This window comes from Enterococcus dispar ATCC 51266 (assembly GCF_000406945.1).
Classification (GTDB): domain Bacteria; phylum Bacillota; class Bacilli; order Lactobacillales; family Enterococcaceae; genus Enterococcus_C; species Enterococcus_C dispar.
The window spans coordinates 1459503-1478390 of sequence record NZ_KE136354.1 but is presented as its reverse complement, the minus strand read 5'-3'; the positions used below and the strand labels follow the sequence as shown (position 1 = coordinate 1478390).

Annotated in this window: 15 protein-coding genes and 3 pseudogenes; 9 read left to right on the top strand and 9 right to left on the bottom strand. The window is 38.4% G+C overall.

Annotation, left to right across the window (positions count from 1 at the left end):
* Window positions 1–364 precede the first annotated feature (364 nt).
* The 3 genes and pseudogenes from ltrA to RK01_RS14065 all read left to right on the top strand — a co-directional run bounded on the left by ltrA (window position 365) and on the right by RK01_RS14065 (window position 2935).
* Window positions 365–1357, top strand: coding sequence for a group II intron reverse transcriptase/maturase (gene ltrA, locus RK01_RS07165; RefSeq protein ID WP_016172627.1), 993 nt, complete (start codon window positions 365–367; stop codon window positions 1355–1357).
* Entirely contained in the window at window positions 1299–1643 is a 345-nt protein-coding gene (locus tag RK01_RS13935) for a group II intron maturase-specific domain-containing protein (protein ID WP_244874957.1), read from the top strand. Before ltrA ends, RK01_RS13935 begins: the two co-directional genes overlap by 59 nt.
* Before the next feature lie 82 nt (window positions 1644–1725).
* A pseudogene (locus RK01_RS14065) lies at window positions 1726–2935 on the top strand (IS1380 family transposase).
* Between the two features lie 588 nt (window positions 2936–3523).
* On the opposite strand, the gene RK01_RS07145 reads toward RK01_RS14065, so the two are convergent.
* The 4 genes and pseudogenes from RK01_RS07145 to RK01_RS13505 all read right to left on the bottom strand — a co-directional run.
* Complete coding sequence (locus RK01_RS07145) at window positions 3524–4837, bottom strand: IS1380 family transposase (RefSeq protein WP_016172625.1); 1314 nt, start codon at window positions 4835–4837, stop codon at window positions 3524–3526.
* Between the two features lie 137 nt (window positions 4838–4974).
* On the bottom strand, window positions 4975–5727 hold the full coding sequence (locus tag RK01_RS07140) for a PHP domain-containing protein (protein ID WP_016172624.1): 753 nt from the start codon (window positions 5725–5727) through the stop codon (window positions 4975–4977).
* A 387-nt stretch (window positions 5728–6114) separates the two neighbouring features.
* A complete protein-coding gene (locus RK01_RS14005; RefSeq protein ID WP_016172623.1) occupies window positions 6115–6240 on the bottom strand; it encodes a hypothetical protein in 126 nt (41 codons plus the stop codon).
* Window positions 6234–6512 (bottom strand): annotated as a pseudogene (locus RK01_RS13505) (prolipoprotein diacylglyceryl transferase family protein); the annotation flags it as partial. The pseudogene RK01_RS13505 and the gene RK01_RS14005, both read right to left, overlap by 7 nt.
* On the opposite strand from RK01_RS13505, the pseudogene RK01_RS13930 reads away from it, so the two are divergent.
* Window positions 6510–6611, top strand: a pseudogene (locus tag RK01_RS13930) (cold shock domain-containing protein); the annotation flags it as partial. The pseudogenes RK01_RS13505 and RK01_RS13930 sit on opposite strands and share 3 nt — an antisense overlap.
* A gap of 181 nt (window positions 6612–6792) precedes the next feature.
* Here RK01_RS13930 and RK01_RS07135 read toward each other — a convergent pair.
* Both RK01_RS07135 and RK01_RS07130 read right to left on the bottom strand, forming a co-directional pair.
* On the bottom strand, window positions 6793–7146 hold the full coding sequence (locus RK01_RS07135) for a hypothetical protein (RefSeq protein WP_016172622.1): 354 nt from the start codon (window positions 7144–7146) through the stop codon (window positions 6793–6795).
* Between the two features lie 115 nt (window positions 7147–7261).
* Window positions 7262–8116 (bottom strand): MurR/RpiR family transcriptional regulator, encoded by an 855-nt coding sequence (locus RK01_RS07130; protein WP_016172621.1) that lies wholly within the window; start codon window positions 8114–8116, stop codon window positions 7262–7264.
* Window positions 8117–8261: 145 nt separating this feature from the next.
* On the opposite strand from RK01_RS07130, the gene gnd reads away from it, so the two are divergent.
* Together gnd and gntK are read left to right on the top strand one after the other, a co-directional pair.
* Complete coding sequence (gene gnd / locus RK01_RS07125) at window positions 8262–9158, top strand: phosphogluconate dehydrogenase (NAD(+)-dependent, decarboxylating) (protein ID WP_016172620.1); 897 nt, start codon at window positions 8262–8264, stop codon at window positions 9156–9158.
* Window positions 9159–9271: 113 nt separating this feature from the next.
* Window positions 9272–10807, top strand: a complete 1536-nt coding sequence (gene gntK, locus RK01_RS07120; protein WP_016172619.1) for a gluconokinase — start codon at window positions 9272–9274, stop codon at window positions 10805–10807.
* 849 nt (window positions 10808–11656) lie between these two features.
* Here the strand turns inward: gntK and RK01_RS07105 are convergent.
* Entirely contained in the window at window positions 11657–11968 is a 312-nt protein-coding gene (locus tag RK01_RS07105; RefSeq protein ID WP_016172618.1) for a BRCT domain-containing protein, read from the bottom strand.
* A gap of 405 nt (window positions 11969–12373) precedes the next feature.
* Between RK01_RS07105 and RK01_RS07100 the strand changes: the two genes are divergently transcribed.
* Window positions 12374–13570, top strand: a complete 1197-nt coding sequence (locus RK01_RS07100; RefSeq protein WP_016172617.1) for an ATP-binding protein — start codon at window positions 12374–12376, stop codon at window positions 13568–13570.
* A gap of 928 nt (window positions 13571–14498) precedes the next feature.
* Here the strand turns inward: RK01_RS07100 and RK01_RS07095 are convergent.
* Both RK01_RS07095 and RK01_RS07090 read right to left on the bottom strand, forming a co-directional pair.
* Window positions 14499–14909: a hypothetical protein gene (locus RK01_RS07095; RefSeq protein WP_016172616.1), complete on the bottom strand. Its 411-nt coding sequence runs from the start codon at window positions 14907–14909 to the stop codon at window positions 14499–14501.
* 30 nt (window positions 14910–14939) lie between these two features.
* Window positions 14940–15758: a ParA family protein gene (locus RK01_RS07090; RefSeq protein ID WP_016172615.1), complete on the bottom strand. Its 819-nt coding sequence runs from the start codon at window positions 15756–15758 to the stop codon at window positions 14940–14942.
* A 1047-nt stretch (window positions 15759–16805) separates the two neighbouring features.
* Here RK01_RS07090 and RK01_RS07085 point away from each other — a divergent pair.
* On the top strand, window positions 16806–17399 hold the full coding sequence (locus RK01_RS07085) for a Fic family protein (RefSeq protein ID WP_016172614.1): 594 nt from the start codon (window positions 16806–16808) through the stop codon (window positions 17397–17399).
* A 514-nt stretch (window positions 17400–17913) separates the two neighbouring features.
* A complete protein-coding gene (locus RK01_RS07080; RefSeq protein ID WP_016172613.1) occupies window positions 17914–18687 on the top strand; it encodes a hypothetical protein in 774 nt (257 codons plus the stop codon).
* The last annotated feature ends 201 nt before the right edge of the window (window positions 18688–18888 follow it).

Below are 18888 nucleotides of genomic sequence, written 5' to 3'. Positions count from 1 at the left end.
GAATAAAATCTTGGCTCGACGAACAGAAATCTGATACGAAGGCTTTTCAAAGGGATAAGGCTCCATAACAAGTCGAAGTCCAAAAGATGTGCGTAACTTTGATGGGTAGATCAGGCGAGTAAAAGAGGAAAGATAGTTGTCTTACCCTGGGAGGTGCAGTCGAAAAAGGTTAGCCGCAAGAAGTCAGCCGAAGCCATAATAGCGAAGAGATTCGTGAAGGGCAGAACAATTTATAGAGTTTCAACGCCGCGAGTGCGTAAGAGACGAACACCGAATGTGTTACGGGTGAAAGTATGAGCGTATCTCAAAGGACAACCCAAAATGGAGCTATCAGTTACTACGCGAGAGGAAAGGAGAAACGAGTGTGAACCTTTTAGAACAGATTCTAAGTAATCAAAACATGAATGAAGCCTACTTGCGTGTTTACCGAAATAAAGGAGCAAGTGGGGTTGATGGAATCACGGTCGAAGAACTGAAAGAATACCTGAAAGAGAACAAGGATGAACTGCGCCAGCGCATCAGAGCAAGAAAGTACCAGCCACAGGCTGCCTTACGAGTGGAAATCCCAAAAGAGAATGGCAAGATGCGCAAATTGGGCATACCAACAGTAGTGGACCGGGTCGTTCAGCAGGCTATTCATCAAGTACTCAGTCCGATATTTGAAAAACAGTTCAGTGAATTCAGTTATGGTTTCAGACCAAAAAGAAGTTGTGAGATGGCGATTGTCAAAAGCTTGGAATTTTTAAATGACGGATACGATTGGGTTGTGGACATCGACCTGGAAAGGTTCTTCGATACCGTCCACCACGACAAGCTCATGCGAATCATCGCCAATACAATAGATGATGGAGATGTCATTTCGCTTATCAGAAAATATCTGGTCAGTGGTGTCATGGTGAAGGGGAAATACGAAGAGACGCCTGTCGGGACTCCGCAAGGAGGGAACCTCAGCCCGTTACTCAGTAATATCATGTTAAACGAACTTGATAAAGAATTTGAGAGCAGAGGACTGCGATTCATCAGATATGCCGATGATGCGCTCATCTTTGTTTGTGAAAAGCGAGAAAGCGGCAAATCGCGTGATACATTCCATCGTGAAGCTAATCGAAGGAAAACTGGGATTAATCGTCAACGCCGAGAAGAGCAGAATCTCTCGCTCGAAAGACTTGAAATTCTTAGGATTCGGCTACTATTACGATTTCAGAAACAAAAGATACCAAGTGAAACCCCATCAGATTTCCGTTCGGAAATTCCAAAGGAAGCTTCGGCATCTGACGAAGCGAAATTGGAGTGTTCCATTGGACTACCGAATCGTGAAATTAAAACAAGTTATTGTGGGCTGGGTCAATTACTTTAGAATCGCTAATATGAAGAAAGCAATGACTCGGATAGATGAGAAATTGCGGTCAAGAATCCGGGTAATTATCTGGAAACAATGGAAGAAACCCCGAAAACAAATCAAATCGTTAATCCAACTAGGGATACCGGAAGAAGAAGCCAAAGGCTTAACTTACTGCAGGAAAGGTTATCGGTATATCGGATTATCGAAAGTTTTTCACAGAGCACTCTCAAATAAACGATTAAAGCAGAGAGGCATCCCCTCTGCTTTGGAACGTTATCTAAAAGTACATACTGTAATATAAATTGAAACGCCCTATACGAGAACCGTACGTACGGTGTTGTGAGAGGGGCGAAAATAAATTATTTTATTTTCCCTCTACTCGATTGGGAAAGGGGAGGAGATTCGGTGTCAATCTTTCGACCGATGCCGGCTTGATTTTGGTGAAGGATTTTATGCATTCCATCGGTTTATCGGAAATGGCCGCCCGGCTGCTCACGTTCCGGGATAACCGAAGCTACTGGATTCACGACAACCTTTCCTTACTGGAACAGCTCTTGTTTCAGCTGATTGTCGGCTACCCAGCGGATTCGGCCGCCAACTCCCTGAAGGGGGATTGCTTCCCAAGATTGACTTTCCCGGTTCTGGGGACGGATCACGCCGTAAACCATTTCCCAATTCTAAAACCTAAACCTAAATCAAGCTTTGGTGGACAAAGCCGGCTGGAACGGAATACAACGGAACTCCTGATTGATTTGGATTCCGCCTATTCCGATATCGTTGGGAACCAGGAGGACACGGACTACAACGCCCGCTATGAAACAAATGGGTACCATCCCTTAGTCGCTTTTGACGGTTTGACCGGCGACTTACTGAAGGCGGAACTTCGTTCCGGTAATGTCTATATCTCCAACGGGGGGGGTTCTGGAGCCCTTGCTGGAACATTATACCCAGACGCTTCCTTGCACGGACATTCTGGTGCGTGGGGACAGCGGGTTTGCGACACCGGAAGTGTACGATGTCTGCGAAACTTACCAAAGACACTACGTGATTCGCCATAAGGTGAATGCCAAGCTGGCCGCATTGGTGGAATCCCTCGTTCGGATCGGGGACAATCACCCCTGGGAACAGGAAGAAGTTGACCATTACTCGATTTCTTACCGGGCCAGCAGCTGGCCAAAAGGATGGCGGGTCTGCATCCAATCTACGCGGGAAGCCGGGGAACTGACCTTCCGCCACGAATATGTAGTGACGGGTCTATCGGAAAACCTTTCTGTAAAAATGGTTTTCCAGTTGTACCAAAAACGTGTCGCAAAGGAAAACTACATCATGGAAGCGAAGAACGGCTTTTACTTGGACAAGACGGACAGCTCTGATTTCCTGGAAAATCATGCCCGAATGATGGTCAGCTTACTGGCCTAAAACCTGGTCAACTTCATGAAGACCCTCTGCCTGCCGGCAAAAGAAGCAGCCTTCCAGGTGGCCGGAAAGCTCGTTCGGAGCGGACGGAAGCTATTTCTGAAAATGAGCTCCTCCTATGTTTACCAGGATCTATTCTACTGTCTCTTGGATAAAATCCAACAGCTCCCTGGGTAAAAGCCATGCACAGTTAAATTTTTAAAATTTCACCGGTTCCGAGGGGTCTTTGCGTCCGAAATTCGGAATAAATTCCTGCCGTTCCGAAAAAATAGGTACATTTTGCGCCAACGACGCGATTCTCATCCGGAAATCCCTGATAAACAAGAAAAACCAATGATTTTCCCAAATAAATAAAGGAAATTTATAAGTATGAATTATTCAGGTTATACTTGAATAGTAATAGTTATGCTACATCTTCAAAGTAATAATTACTTGTCTTCACTGCTTTATCTGAGAGTGTCAAAACAATGATGAAATCATTTAGTTCTTATAAATTAGACAAGAGAAAATAAATATTCCATATCTACTTTATTGGATTCATAACATGACTAAATTCTGCCTGAATAATTCATACTTTTTATAAACTACCAAATTTTATAATTATCTGTTTAGTTTTATGCTCAATGGTTCTTTTTCTCAAAAATATTTTTCTAAAGGGTTTAATTTATTTTTGCTAACTGATTAAGTTCAAGAAAGACCTCATTTTGGGCGCACTCATCCTATCGAATGGTTAACGAATTTTTTTGAATGGCGCAATAAACGCAACTAACACTGCAGTACCTGAATGTTTTGTAGAATCCGATAAAATAACTTCTGGTAAACATGGTAACTACTTAATTTCAAGTATTGTCTTCTTCCGGAATGAACTATCTTTCCAGCAATTTTAAAGAGAAATAAGCGAATAGTAGAAACCTGATACCCTTTCGTTTCATTGGTAAAACACAATGTTCGCATGAAGTTCACGATATTGTAAGCCAATAGGCTTACGATCATACGAGCATGATTTTCTATAAAACGTGGGCTATCTGTTTTATCCAAGTAAAAGCCGTTTTTTGCTTCCTTAATGTAATTTTCCATCGTTCCTCTTTTTGAATACGTTTGGAAAACCATTTCTGGAGAGACGTCTTTTGAAAAATTGGTAATGATGAATTCATGTCTAAAAAGCAATTCACTAGCTTCTCTGGTTGATTTTATGCAGATCCTTCTGGATTTTCCCCACGACTTTGCTTGATAAGTGGCGTTATAGTAATGAACTTCTTTCTTACTCCAATCGTGATGATCCTTAATGGTAACGAATTGCTCAGCGATTCTGTACAGATTACGATTGGATTTCAAACGGATAGTATACAAACTATCGTACTCTTCACAAAGTTCATACAAATCAGGCATTGCGAATCCACTATCTGCACGTACCATAATAGTGCTTACTGGTGTCACAGAGTGATAATGCTCAAATAATGGACGAGTAAATGCTGCGACGCCTTTTGAGGTGTAGACATTTCCAGAACGAAGTTCTGCTTTAAGAAAGTCTCCGGTAAGACCATCTAAGGCAACGAGTGGATGATAACCGGTTGTCTGGTAATGCGCATTATAATCGGTCATTTCTTGGTTTCCAAAGGTATCACTGTGAGTAGAATCTAAATCGAAAATCATTTCGTTCGTATTTCGAATCGTACGTGCTTTATCAATCAAAATCTGGTTAACCTTTTGTAGTTGGACGATATTTTCTGTTGACATCCGATCCCAAAAGCGAGAAATGGATGACTGTGAAGCCAACCGCTTTTTGCTTAAAACAGCTTGAAAGATAGGATCCGTTGCTAATATATTGGCTGAAGAATCTGTAGGATAGCCTGCAATCAACTGCAAGATGATTTGTTCCAGAATAGATTCATTTTCATGAACATGATACAGTCGGTCATCTTGAATCTGGATGTTTTTACATAAGATTTGGCTAAACTCAAATTTGTTCATGAACTCTTTTGCTAATATTAAGCCGGAATCTGAGGACAAATTTCCACCAGAGTGAGATACTGTAACATTTGAATTGAAAAGTAGACGATTTTCGTGTAAAGTTGCCATTGAGAGAACCCCTTTCTTTGGTTAGGTTTAGTCACTTTAACCATAGCAGATTGGGGTTCTTTTTGTACACCCAAAGGGTGCGAATAAACGAAACAAAATAGACTGTTATAACAAGGTTTTTGAAGCGTTTTTGAAAACTATGAATTATTCAGGTTATATCTTGAAATTTCTTTTTCGGAATTAACTCCGATAAATTTAGAATAGCGATCGCTTAATAATTCTTTTTTATAACCACCGCTGTATATATTCTTTTTACTAAATAATTCTGAAGTATTTATATGTGCTATGTATGCATAGCTCTGTTTATCATAAAAATACTTAAGGACATCGTAGCTACTTTTCATGACTCCATACTCTTCTGAAATAAGATGATCAGATAGCCACTGTTCAACTTCTCTTAGTTGCTCTGCTCGAAACATCCCCACAACGTGGAGTCTATCTGCACATGTAATTTCGATACCGTAAATTACATTACAGTGCTTGTGCATATTGGTTCTATGTTCATCTAAAGCTTTTTGTAGTTTCACAATCCCTTTCGTAGTATTATGATCGGTTACAACTACAATTTCATAATTATTTTTTACTAACTGATTTGCTATTAATAAGTATGAATAAAAGTCCTTTTTTGTTTCAAAAATAGCCAATTCTCCGTTTAGTTCTACTTCGCCAATTAACGCAGCAATCTCATTATCAAAACTACTAACAATATGTTCATGGAATAAGTCTTGTTCAGATAGCCCTTTATAATCATTACTATTCCATTCAGATTTGAATCGGTAATCATAGGAAGCTGGAGTATGCACATGAAATAATGTTTTCTTATAGTCGCCCATCCTATTTTTACTAGCTTTTATTTTTTTATATTTTTCAATTATATTTTTATTTAACATTCTAAAATTATTCCTTTTCAACTTTATAGTGAATAACTGCTACTCTATTTCATTCTCTTCTTCTATACTCAAATTCGCCTAGCGCTCCGAGTTAAAGAGAACGTTAAAGATATAGGTTAGAATACCAGGTAAAATAAGTATATCACTCAACATCGATCATCCTCACTACACATCCTAAATTAATAGACACTTCTTCCATACAAAAATATTTTTGTATGGAAGAAGTTCTAGCTATGTAGTTTTGGGGTACACTCATAATCGACAAAAAAGCTGAATCAAAAAGTCGTAAACTTTTTCTGATTCAGCTTTTGCGTTTAACCTAAAAAGAGCTTTATTCATTGACTCTTCTTTTTTCATGATCTCCTGTGGAGTGATTTTGAGGTTTCGTTAGTGTGTATTGATCTGAATCTCTTCAGGAGAGGGCACTTCCAATTCTTCCAGAATCTCTTGCAATGTTCCTTCCATTTCCACTTTGTCGGTCTCTCTGTTAATTAACTGCCATCTGTTTAGCATATTTTTACCTCCTCGTAATTAACTGCCTTGTGAAGATTAAGTTTACCCCTATAGTAAGGTGCGGGTGGGTAACTATAATATCTGCGATACATCCAAACTCCAATTGCTGCTACGACCAAAACGAGGGACAAGCCTTGTGAAACTCGCAAGAAATCGCCTATCCATAAGCTGTCTGTCCGCATGCCTTCAATAAAAAACCTTCCAGCTGAATACCAGATGACATAGCTGAGCGCCACTTCTCCTTGGCGAAGGAATTGATTTTTGTTCCGCAAGAAGAAGGATTCAAATCTCTAGACGAAGGCCAAGCGGTAGAATTCGATATCGAAGAAGGAAACCGTGGACCTCAAGCTACAAACGTAGTTAAAATCTAAGTAGTAAAGTATAAATTTAACCCTAGTAAAATTCATAACCAAAAAAAGACAAGGACATGTTTATCTTTTTTATATTCTTGTCTTTTTTCGTTTCTGCTAAAAGGACGTATTCTGCCTCATCTGGGTTCTATTTTGCACACCTAATGCTAGTATATCTTTACTTATAGGTTTATATTATGTTCTATTGAGGTGTTTCTTCTTTTATCTTTTGATTCAAAGCAGATAAACAATCAACAAAATCCCAAATTTTATAATTTACATCTTCTTCTGAACACACCGAAACGAGTAATTCGCCACCTTTTCGAACATCTATGTCTTTGGTTTGAAAAACTATTTCTTCAGGTATATAGGAAACTCCAAAAGAATGAAATAAAGGGATATATGTTTCTATATTTTGTTGTAAGCTTTCCAAATTTTGGAGAGTTCTCCCTCCGTCACTAAGTGTCCCTCTACCTAATGAAACTAAAAAGTAAATGGGTACTCCTAAAGGATCAACTTCTGACATTTCTAATATATAGTTTTTTCTCGTTGTCATTAATATTCTCCTTTTTATGGGTTTCTTTAAGTCAATGATAATATTTTTTCTAATCAAATGGACCCTTTCTAATGTGAAGAGTTTCAGGTTGGTCAGTATATCGCTAATCAGTCCATTAGATGCGGCGGTTCTGAATAGCTTCACGCACTTTTTTAAGCGAGTGTGTTCCTTTTTCTTCCAGCTGCATCATTAAGTTGACATAGAGGGCATCCAGCAGGCTGAGTTGAGCGATTCTCGAAGCTAAAGCCTCAGATCGATAATCGGTTTCTTCTGATAGGGTGTATAACGGTATATCGACTTTACGGCTTAAAGGTGATTGAGTGAAACTGGTAACTCCGATGGTGGTCACTTGATTGTGCTGCAAGGTTTCTAGCAGCTCCAGGATATCTTTTGATTGACCAGTATGAGAAATCAAAATGGCTGTTGCACCGGCAGTCAGTTGTGAAGCAGACATCATCTGCATATGGGCATCGATCTGGGTGGAGACAGGCAGACCGGTCCGCACAAATTTATGATATCCATCCAAAGCGATAACATTCGAGCCGCCGAACCCGAACAGTTCGATTCTATCTGAATCCAGTAAAGCGGAAACAGCTTTTTTAAAGGCTGTCTCGTCTAGTACGGTCAATGTATCTTCCAGTGTTTTGATATTTGACTGAAAGACCTTTTTCAAAACCGCTTTTTCATCATCATCAGCAGAGATATGTTCATGAATATCAGGAAATTCTTCGGTCTGTTCAGAAGCGAGTGCAATCTTCATAGCCTGGAATCCTTTATATCCAATCCTTTTGCAGAAACGAAAAACGGTCGATTCAGCCAGTTCTGTTTCTGCAGCAATTTGGCTGATGGTCCCGTGGATCATTTTTTCAGGGTGATTCAAGATGTAATCGGCTAATCGTTTTTCTTTTGTACTAAAAGTTCCGTAGATTGAGCGGATCCTCATTTTGCAGGTTTGATTTTCAGTCGGCATACCTCGTCAGCTCCTTTACTATCGTTAGAGCTATTATAAATAAAAAGACAGCTGGAAGAAATATTTTTCTTCTATTCACTTGTGCAGAATAAAATTCTTTTATATACTGATAGTGCGAAATAAAATTTCTTAGGAGGAATCAATTATGAAACTAGCATTATTAGGATTAGGAAAAATGGGTTGGAACTTGATGCTGAATTTATTAGACCATGGGCACGAAGTAGTAGCTTACGACATTCATGAAGAAACGGTCAGACAGGCAGCGGCAAAAGGTGCGGAACCTGCCGGGTCTGCAGAAGAAGCTATACAGTTGTTGGGAGAACAGAAAATAGTCTGGATGATGGTGCCGGCAGGTGAGATTACAGAGAATCTGATCAATGAATTGAAACCGCTTCTGTCAGAAAGAGATGTCCTGATTGATGGAGGAAACAGCAACTACAAAGATACAGTCAGAAGATATGAAGCATTGAAAAATCAAGGTGTTTCTTATGTAGATGTAGGGACAAGCGGCGGTATGGAGGGCGCTCGGGGAGGTGCTTGCACAATGATCGGCGGCGACCAGAAAGTCTTTGAGCAGATCGAGCCGATTTTCAAAGACATTTCAGTAGAGAATGGGTATTTATATACTGGAAAGTCAGGCAGCGGACACTTTTTAAAAATGGTGCATAACGGTGTGGAATACGGCATGATGCAAGCGATTAGTGAAGGCTTTGATATTTTAGAAAAAAGCGACTATGACTTTGACCATGAAAAAGTAGCGCGTGTTTGGAATAATGGTTCAGTAATCCGCTCCTGGCTGATGGAATTGATGGAAAATGCATTTTCAGAAGATCCGAAGTTAGATGAAATCAAAGGTGTCGTCCAAGCGTCCGGTGAAGGAAAATGGACGGTTGAGACGGCCATGGAACTGCAGACAGCCGCTCCTGTTATTGCTTTGTCACTGATGATGAGAAATCGTTCACTGGAAGAGGATTCTTTCAGCGGAAAAGTGGTGGCTTCATTAAGAAATCAATTTGGCGGACATGCTGTAGAAAAGCGTTAAAAAGGATTTTTCAAATTTGAAATAGACAGAATCGACTTTTATCGTTATGCTTAAGAAGCAAAGTATGTAAACGAACCCAAAGTAATTATATCTTGCTAGAGAGGATTATCTATATGAAATCATATATGCTGGGAGTAGATATTGGAACGACTAGTACAAAAGCCGTCTTGTTCGACCGACAAGGCAACGCTGTGAAACAGTCATCCATAGAATATCCGCTGAACGTTCCAGAGCCAGGTGCTGCAGAGCAGGATCCCGACGAAATTCTGGAGGCGGTCAAGCAATCGATCAGAACGGTCATGAAAGAGAGCAGCATTGATCCAAAAGATTTAAAGGTGGTCTCATTCAGTGCAGCGATGCATAGCCTGATAGCGATCAATCAAGAGGGAAAGCCGCTCACGCCATCCATTACCTGGGCAGATCAGCGAAGCGCCCTTTATGCAGAACAAATCAAAGCTCAAACAGGGTTAGACTTATATAAAAGAACCGGCACGCCGATTCATCCGATGTCGCCATTAACCAATATCCTCTGGATTAAAACAGATAGACCGGAAGTGTTTGAACAGACGGACCGGTTCATTGGCATTAAGGAATATGTGTTCCATGCATTCTTTAAAGAATATGTCATTGATCATTCGATTGCTTCGGCTACAGGAATGTTCAATCTGCATACATTGGACTGGGATGAGGAAGCACTCAACATTCTGGGAATCGGGCCAGAAAAGTTATCCCGGATTGTACCGACAACTACTCAATTTAAAGGCATTGAACCGGCACTGGCAGAAGAGCTGGGACTGGATGAACAGGTTGTTTTTGTAATCGGCGCTAATGACGGCTGCTCGGCAAATCTCGGTGTAGATGCCGTCATGCCGGGAGAAGTAGCCATTACGATCGGGACAAGCGGAGCGATTCGAACCGTCACCGACAAACCGGTTATTGACGAAAAAGGCCGGACCTTCTGTTATGCTTTGACCGAAAATCACTGGGTCATCGGTGGTCCTGTGAACAATGGCGGCATGGTTTTCAGATGGATGAGGGATGAGCTATGTTCGGAAGAGGTGCAGGAAGCAAACCGACAGGGGCGAGATCCATATGACCTGATTACCGAGAAAATCGATCAGGTTCCAGCAGGATCTGAAGGGTTGTTATTCCACCCTTACTTATCCGGAGAAAGAGCACCTTCCTGGAATGCCAATGCCAGAGGATCTTTTTTCGGACTGGCCATCCATCATCATAGAGAACACATGATGCGGGCAGTTTTAGAAGGCATCAGTATGAACATTCATATGGTGATGCTCGCTTTGGAAGAATTGATCGGTACACCAAAAGAAGTCCGTGCAACCGGCGGCTTTGCGCACTCAGAAGTCTGGCGGCAGATGATCGCAGATATTTTTGGGCAGGAAGTCCATGTTCCAAAAACGGTCGAAAGTGCCTGTTTAGGAGCAGCGATTCTAGGGATGTATGCTCTAGGAGAAGTCGAAGACCTTTCCGAAGTCAAATATATGGTCCAGACAGAAACTATTAATTATCCAGATGAAGAGAAAAACACTATCTACAATGAAATAATGCCTTTATATATTCGCTTGAGCCGTATGTATGAACAAGAATATGATGCGATAGTGGAATTTCAGAATAAGTATACAAAATAGTAATGAAGAAAAGCTTCAAAAAAATCTACTTCCAAAGCTAATGAACTGTTTGTTCAATAGTGGTAGTAGATTTTTATATATTTATTAGTAATAATAAAAGGGGAAATAAAATCTTCATTAACAATCAATGGATTTCACTGGAATCTATTCGCAATATACAGCTTTTACAAGAGGAAAAATGGTTCCAGATTCACGTCTTTACAAATAATCGAATGCAAATAGCCGGAAAGAATCCTAATCCAACATCTTCCCCTATTGAAGAAAATGATACTTTGGATACGGAAATTACCTGGATTGAGGACTTCAATCAGAGCGAGGAGTGGATAGAGTAGTCGAGGCACCTGGGATATCTAGCCATCTCAGAAATAGGTATGTAGCGTACGGCTGTTCAGCGTTTTTTTCTAGTTTTTGAACTATTTCTTTCCTGATTAAGAGAGCGTATACTTAATTTTAAGGGGGGGATATCATAAAGTTGGAACATTATGCGGAAGTAGTTGATCAGATTTGTTCTAAGATTGCAACTAGTAAGGCTACTATCAAAAAGACAGAGACGTATCTACATAAGCAATTACGCTCGGGTGCACCGGTAGAGCAATTCTCTGATCATTATGCATTGCTGGATAGTGAAGAGGGCCGTCTTAGCGGATTGAACGAAGCACTAAAGATACTCCAATCACAATTATTGAAGTACAAATCCGACCAGCAGTAGCAACGGTCGGTTACTCATAGGGACTACCTATCAAAATCTACTACGAAAAAAAGAAGGAACAAAGCTGACTAAATCAGGCATTGTTCCTTCTTTAATTTCTTTAAGACATTTAACCGTTCGAAAATTAAATAGGGATATTCCTATCCACGATTCCCTTTCATGATCCCCACTACTTGATTTAGGTGTAACAGAGCTTTCTCCAAGAACGCCTGCTCAGATAAAACACAAACAGAATGGCCTTCTTGTTGCAAAGCTTCCACTTTTTGCATCTTCAAACTCCTCGGGTCTTCTTGGAAAAGATTGGTGTTCGCCTTTCCTACCACTAGAATCGTCGTGTCCTTAGTGACAGCTGCTTGCGGCTTTCCGCCTAAGGCAGTGACTAAGGCCTGCGCTTGCTTCCGAGATAACGTATCCAATTTACCCGTAAATACAATTTTTTCGCCCCGCAACATATTACCGCCTGCCTTTCATCTTAGCCCGAATAATTCTTTTCTCTATTTTACCCCTCTCGGAAAGCCTTTATCAAGGACGATGAGCGAACGTGTATTCTTTGTGCAGAAAGACGTATTATATTTCTCTCAACTAACCTCAGACCCATTTTTACTTTAAAAGGGGTGGTAAAATAAAGGGTTTTAAGGCACGTTCATTCTGAATAAGAGGTATCTACCCATTAAAGTTCACTAGATTTTACGATTAACAAAAATTCCTCGAGTATAATCGAAAAAGTAAACAAATAAATGATTTTTTAGAGTATAATCGAAATATATGCATAGAAAGAAAATTATTAGAGTATGTTTGAAATATAATTGAGAATGAGACATATTTCGCTTATGTCGCAGGATTTTAGGAGGAACAGTATGTTTAATCGTCAGAGTTATTTAGATAAATTAATTCAGGCAAAAGACAGCGATTTTGTAAAAGTACTGACTGGGGTCCGACGCTGTGGGAAATCAACCCTTTTAATGCTGTATAAAGACTGGCTGCTGGAGCGTGGAGTCGAAGAAGATCAAGTTATCGAAATCAGTTATGAGAAGATGGAAAATGAACCTTTGAAAGACGGCCACCGCCTCCATGCTTATCTAAGGGAACGGATTCCAGGACAGAAGCGGGTGTATCTGCTGATTGACGAAGCGCAGGAAATTCAGGAATGGGCTAAGGTTATAAATAGTCTCAAGGTGACGTTCAATGCGGATATTTATGTGACAGGATCAAACTCCAGTCTTTTTTCTGGAGAATATCTTACTTACTTATCCGGACGGTATATTGAAATAAAGGTCTACCCCTTGTCTTTCCGTGAGTTTTTGGAGTTTAAACAGTACGATACGGTAAATAATCTAGAACAACATTATCAAGAGTATATCCGCAGCGGATCCTTCCCCGCAGTGAACCTGGTGGAAGACGAAAATTTGATTCGAACGATTAACCAAGGACTCTTTGATTCTATTTTCTCAAGAGATATTATTAGCCGCGGTGAAATAAGAGAAATTGGTGGCTTCTACAAGGTCGCAAAATTTGTATTTGATAATATCGGCAATAGTCTGTCTACCAATAAAATAGCCAATACGTTACGTTCTGAGGGATCAAAAATCAGCCATGACACAGTGGATAATTACTTGATGTTGATGTGTAATGCCTATATTCTTTACCAGTGCAATCGTTATGACATACGCGGAAAAGAGCTCTTACGGACGAACGGGAAGTATTATATTGTCGACATGGGACTACGCAATCAATTGATCGGCTATAAGTCTTCCAACATGGGCCACGATCTTGAGAACATTGTGTTCTTAGAGTTAATCAGACGAGGATACCAGGTTTTTGTTGGGAAAAACGGGACCGCCGAAATTGATTTCATTGCGGAAAGATCGGATACAAAAATGTATATTCAAGTCTCTCTTTCGGTGATGGACGAGCAGACAAAAGAACGAGAATTTAAAGCTTTTGAAAAAATTACGGACAATTATCCAAAATGGTTGATCACGATGGATCGACTGGATATGTCCCAAAATGGGATTCTACACAAAAATGTTTTTGATTTTCTACTGGAAGAATAGCGGCCCCGTATAAACCCGGGAACAACACTTCTTTTCTTTCTTACATTAATAAAAAGCGACTCTTTCTGGTCTAGTAGAAAGAGTCGCTTTCTTATAACAATTAGCGTGAAATAAGCCCTGTTGAAATTAATATAAGTAGGGAAATGACGAACTAGAAGTTCATAACCAAGAAAACAATCTACTCATATACTCAATCAAAGGAAAGGAAATCTGTTTGCAAATAATAGTACCTGTGTGTTTTCTTTACAGCAGATATTTGTTTTATTGAATGTATGTTCTTAATCGGATATGTCTACGATTTATCAAGAAAATTCAAATTTCCCCAAAGTATATCCTACAAAATTTTGTCTCAATAGACTATTGGATATGAAAAGTCTCTAATCTTTTATCCTATTCTTAAGCAAAGCAAGAATAAGAATGGACTGCGGCATTCTTTACTCAATTATATAAAGACGAGGAGAGAAATTCTTGATTAAGATGACTTTCATCCTCTTATTAAAAGTTATTAAAAATGTGTTTTAGGCTTATTAAAAACTACTAATTCCTATTAAAAACTATTAAAATAGGCCTTTTTGGGTCGTTTTGAGCGGAGTAGAGGACGCATCAGGCTTTGCCTGATCTGCCGCGGTTTTCGAGAGATTGAGAAAACCGCAGCGGAGTGACCTCCTTATGCTCATGGAAAAATAACTTTAGACTTACCTTTAACGAATTAGGCTGAGTCAAAAATATTTTTTTCACTGAATTACAGAATCATAAGTTAGTCATTAGTAGTGATAAAATGTTTACTTTTAAATACGTATTAAGGAATAAAGAATTTCAAACTTCCTTTGTCTCGGATACTCTTAAATAAGAGCACTGCGCATCATAAGGTGCTTATTGACAGTTATCCATGCTTTTGATTAAGTGTAGGGCATATTTATCAGAAGCTTTACTTTTTTGAGTGCTCAAAAAGGTGAGCATACATTTGATTATATCCTTCTCTTTGACGAGTAGTGAGTCGTGTATTCACATAACATTCAATCAGCATTTGCATCATATCATTAACTGTAGACTTATCTGTCTCTTCTAACTCTTCAATAAATGGTTTCAAAGTATTTAATCGAAGTAATACGTCGGGTGATAACTTTGCGGTTTTTGTAGCCTTAAAAAAATTATCTGGAATACTTTTTTCTTGTGATTGTTGTTCTATTTTTTGCTCAGAAGGTCTGTCTATTTTTGAGGGCGTTATAATAGGCCGAAGGGGTGTCCGATCGAATTCATTGGTTCCTTTAATGCTGACATTTTTTTCTAGTAGGCTATTCTTATTCTTTTTGATAAGTGGTTCAAATGATTTACTCATAAAACGACTCCTTTCCTACGCGATAATAATCTAAATGCTTTCCAAGTACCTTTCGTGTTCATCTAGCTCTGTCAAAACATCTATGAATAATTGGTGTGCCTTTCCGTCCCACATTTCTATAGTTCCACTGATATTTCTGTTTACATGGATACCTTCCACGTCATAAACTTTCAAGCGTTCCTGGTAATTTACAATTGTTCCCAATACATTATTCCCATACATTTCTTTTGCTTGATCGAGGACTTTTGTATCAACACGTCCTCCCTGTCGTAACATCATAGGAATGATTCCCAGTACTTGCAAATGTGCGTTGTACTTTTCAGAGAGAAACTGCATATAAGCGATATATGTCTGCGCGCCATCTAATGATAATTCTTGCGTCTGTAAGACAATAATACAGTAGTCTGCTGCCATCATTGCATTGTCTGAGTAATCCGAAATGGTAGGTGGAACATCAATATAAATACGATCGTATTTTCCTTTCAACGGTTTGATTAACTCTTTTAAATAAGAAATTTGAGAAATCTCATCTTCTGGAAACTTTTCGAACAATACTTTTGTTAAGTTCCTGAAGGAAGTATTGGCTGGTATCAAATCAAGTTTAGGCATAATGGATATGACTTCATTCTCTAAATTACCTACACGAAATCCGTCAGTAATAGATTTATCTATATTATCAATATTACCCGTTTTGGCTAAGACACGTGTGGCATTCCCTTGTGGATCCAAATCGATTACTAAAGTGCGATCTTTAAATTGTGTGGCTGCTTCATACGCTAACATTGTGACGACTTTTGTTTTTCCTACGCCACCTTTAAAATTTCCTACAACATATACTTTTCCGTCCATGTATGTCCCTCCGAAAAATATTCAATAGTATACTCATGTATAGATTATACCATTCATAAAAAACTATGCAACGGTATACTCATTTGAAAGATACTTTTGTAAGGATGTAACAGAAATGTAATATATGCAAGAGTATACCAGTATACTCTTGCATAGTTTTTTTAGTATACTGGTGCGTAAGTATACTGGTATACTTACGTGTATTTTGTATTCCGGAATGAAAGGAAATGAAAACAAGTTATATAGGCGATTTAAAATTTCGCGAGAGTGATTTGACCTAAAAATAACTACGCGGAAGTATACTGGTATACTCTTGTATAGTTATTTTGGTATACCAGTATACTCTTGTGTAGTTTTGAGGAGCATTAAAGGGTTTACTTACAAAATAAGTTAGGTTAAGGTAACTTTATGAGTATTCAAAATATTGAAGAAGCTTTCTGTGAGTATCTTATAAGGTTTGATAGAGGTTAAAAATTGAATACAAAAAAAGCCCCACGAATTGGCGTTCGCAGGACAAAACATAACTCACGATTTATGTACTGTCATTATACCAAGCACCTGGACAAATGGCAAAGGCTTTTTTAACATCGTTGGAGCCAAGCAGCGATCTATTAATTTAGAAACGAAGTGGAAAGGTTAAGCATTAGCCGCTGCAATAAATAATGCTAGGGGATCAAGAGCATTACTGTATGCATGCTCTCCCCGAATGGCGTCCGCGGCCGTAAACGGCGGGGGTGGTAATCCTGGGCCGAAAGCCCGGTAACCGGAAACAATGCTCTTAGGGAGGATTTTAAGAGGGTTTCAGGTGTGTTGAAAAGACACCGACGCATACAGATGCGAAACACGCGACTGACCGATCCGACGCTAGAACGGACTTGCATAAGCATGTTGTACTCTAATTCACTAAAAAAATTTTTTAGTGAATTAGAGTACAACTCTGCTCACTTGCTCATTCCCTCTCCTCTGCTAGTATACTTAGTGTGTTTAGTCAACTTTATTTTATATTATTTGATAGTAGAAACTTATTTTTATTATTGGAGAAGCCATATGATTTGTTTAAAAAAAATACCACAAGACTATTTAGATGATATGTTGGTACGTCTTGCTCACCACTCAGCAGGGATCGAAGGAAATACGATATCATTGCCTGCGACAGTCTCAATTATTTTGAATGGCATACTGCCAGTTAGCGGTGGGGCAACTGTACGTGAATTTTACGAAATTGAAAATCATAAAATAGCTTTTTCTAATCTATTGGATCATTTAGAGAATAATGATAAACTTTCTGTGGCCATTATCAAAGAGATTCATGCTGATTTAACCGATCGCCTTCAATATGATAAAGGCCAATTCAAAAAGAAAAAAAACATGATTATAGGTGCAGAATTCCAAACTGCTTCGCTATCGCAAACGCCATTTCTTATTCAACAGTTGGTGTATAACCTAGAATACCGGTTGGAGAATGCAGCTACTGAAGAAGAGAAGTTAGAGAGTATTTTAGATAAATATAATCAACTCGAAGGGATCCATCCGTTTTCAGTTGGGGATGGACGCAGAGGACGTATACTAATGAACATTGGAAAATTTTTAAGCGGAAGTGCTCACTATAAAGTCTACTTGAAAACAATAGAAATGCTCTAAGAAAAGTCTGTATGATTTTTATAGCACTTTCCCAAATACAAAATAGTCGTATATGACTATTTTGTATCACGCTATATTTAGTGTTATATAATTATGCTTAAGCGAGAAGAGATATGTAAACGATTAAGAAATACTGCATCTGTATATTGTAACGTTTGATTAAGTAAATGAGCGCAAGAATTAGTTCGACAGCTAAACTTATCTGATAGTATAGTTTTACTGAAAATACTGACGGGTATAATTATAGGTGCCAAAGTAAGTCTTTTTCATTACATAAGAAATTAATAGGATAGACACCGAATATTCATTTATGGATATTTGGTAATAATTTAGCTGCTGTATGTTACACTTTATATGTAAGCGTTAACATTTTTTGTTAAAAATATGGAGAGGAGGAGTATATAAAAATTTATGCATCAAAGTGGTTAATTTGAACATGTAATTAAGCAATATTATCCATGTTCAATATCTATCAGTTTTTCTATAGTACTATTTAGATATGGAGGGTATCGATATGAAATTATCAAAATTTATAACTATAGGTTTTATAGTTACATTAGTCGCTTCACCAATTTTAACCACATCTACTACAGTATCTGCTGCTCAAAATAATTTAGAAAGTGTGGCAAATACTTTTGAAGAAACTAATGAAAGTATAACGAATTTCGAATTTGTAAGACAAAGTACTACAGAAATAGTTTATAACTATTCAAAAGATAATATGAACTATCAAACAATTGAGAAAATTGACTTTAAATCTGGGAAAGTGGAAACCACTACCTATGAAATAAAAGAGTCTGACACTCCCATAACAGTGTCCATAATTAAAACAGAGCTAATAGACAACTCCTTATATCAAGAGGGAATTTTTTATGGTGAGGAATTTAGTCAAAATATTGAGTTGGGAGAAGTTGAAAAAGATACTGGAAAACGATCAGCGGATAACCGAGTTACCCCTTTTATGGATAGCAATTGGGAATACTTAAAGACATTTAAAACAAGTACCTATGCAAAAGGATTGACTGTGGGAGCAATAGCACTCGCAATTTCAAAGTCACTTGGTTATGTTCCACATGTATATGCGCAAATATCAGCTTACTTAATCGAAGTTGCAGCTATGGCCTACTCTATGAACCTAACCTATGTATATAATTCTGAAGATGTGTATAGGATTTTTGATTATTCTACTCCTGTCCCTACTATAATGGGCGAAAGGGTTACTATAAAGCAATACTCAAATAGTAGCAGAACAAACTTAATAGGGCAAAAAATAGTCTATTATTATTAATATAAGAGTTAAATGTAGGAGGGAATTAATGAATGAAAAAAAAAAACTTAATATCATCTTGGGAAGAAAGCATCTTGAAAGTCATTATTTTCATTCTAATTATTTTAAGCAAAAATTCTTTGTCGACCAATAATAATTTTTCAATAACTATTATTGGTATTCTAATATACACGGTTTGTTGGCTGCTTATATATTCAATAA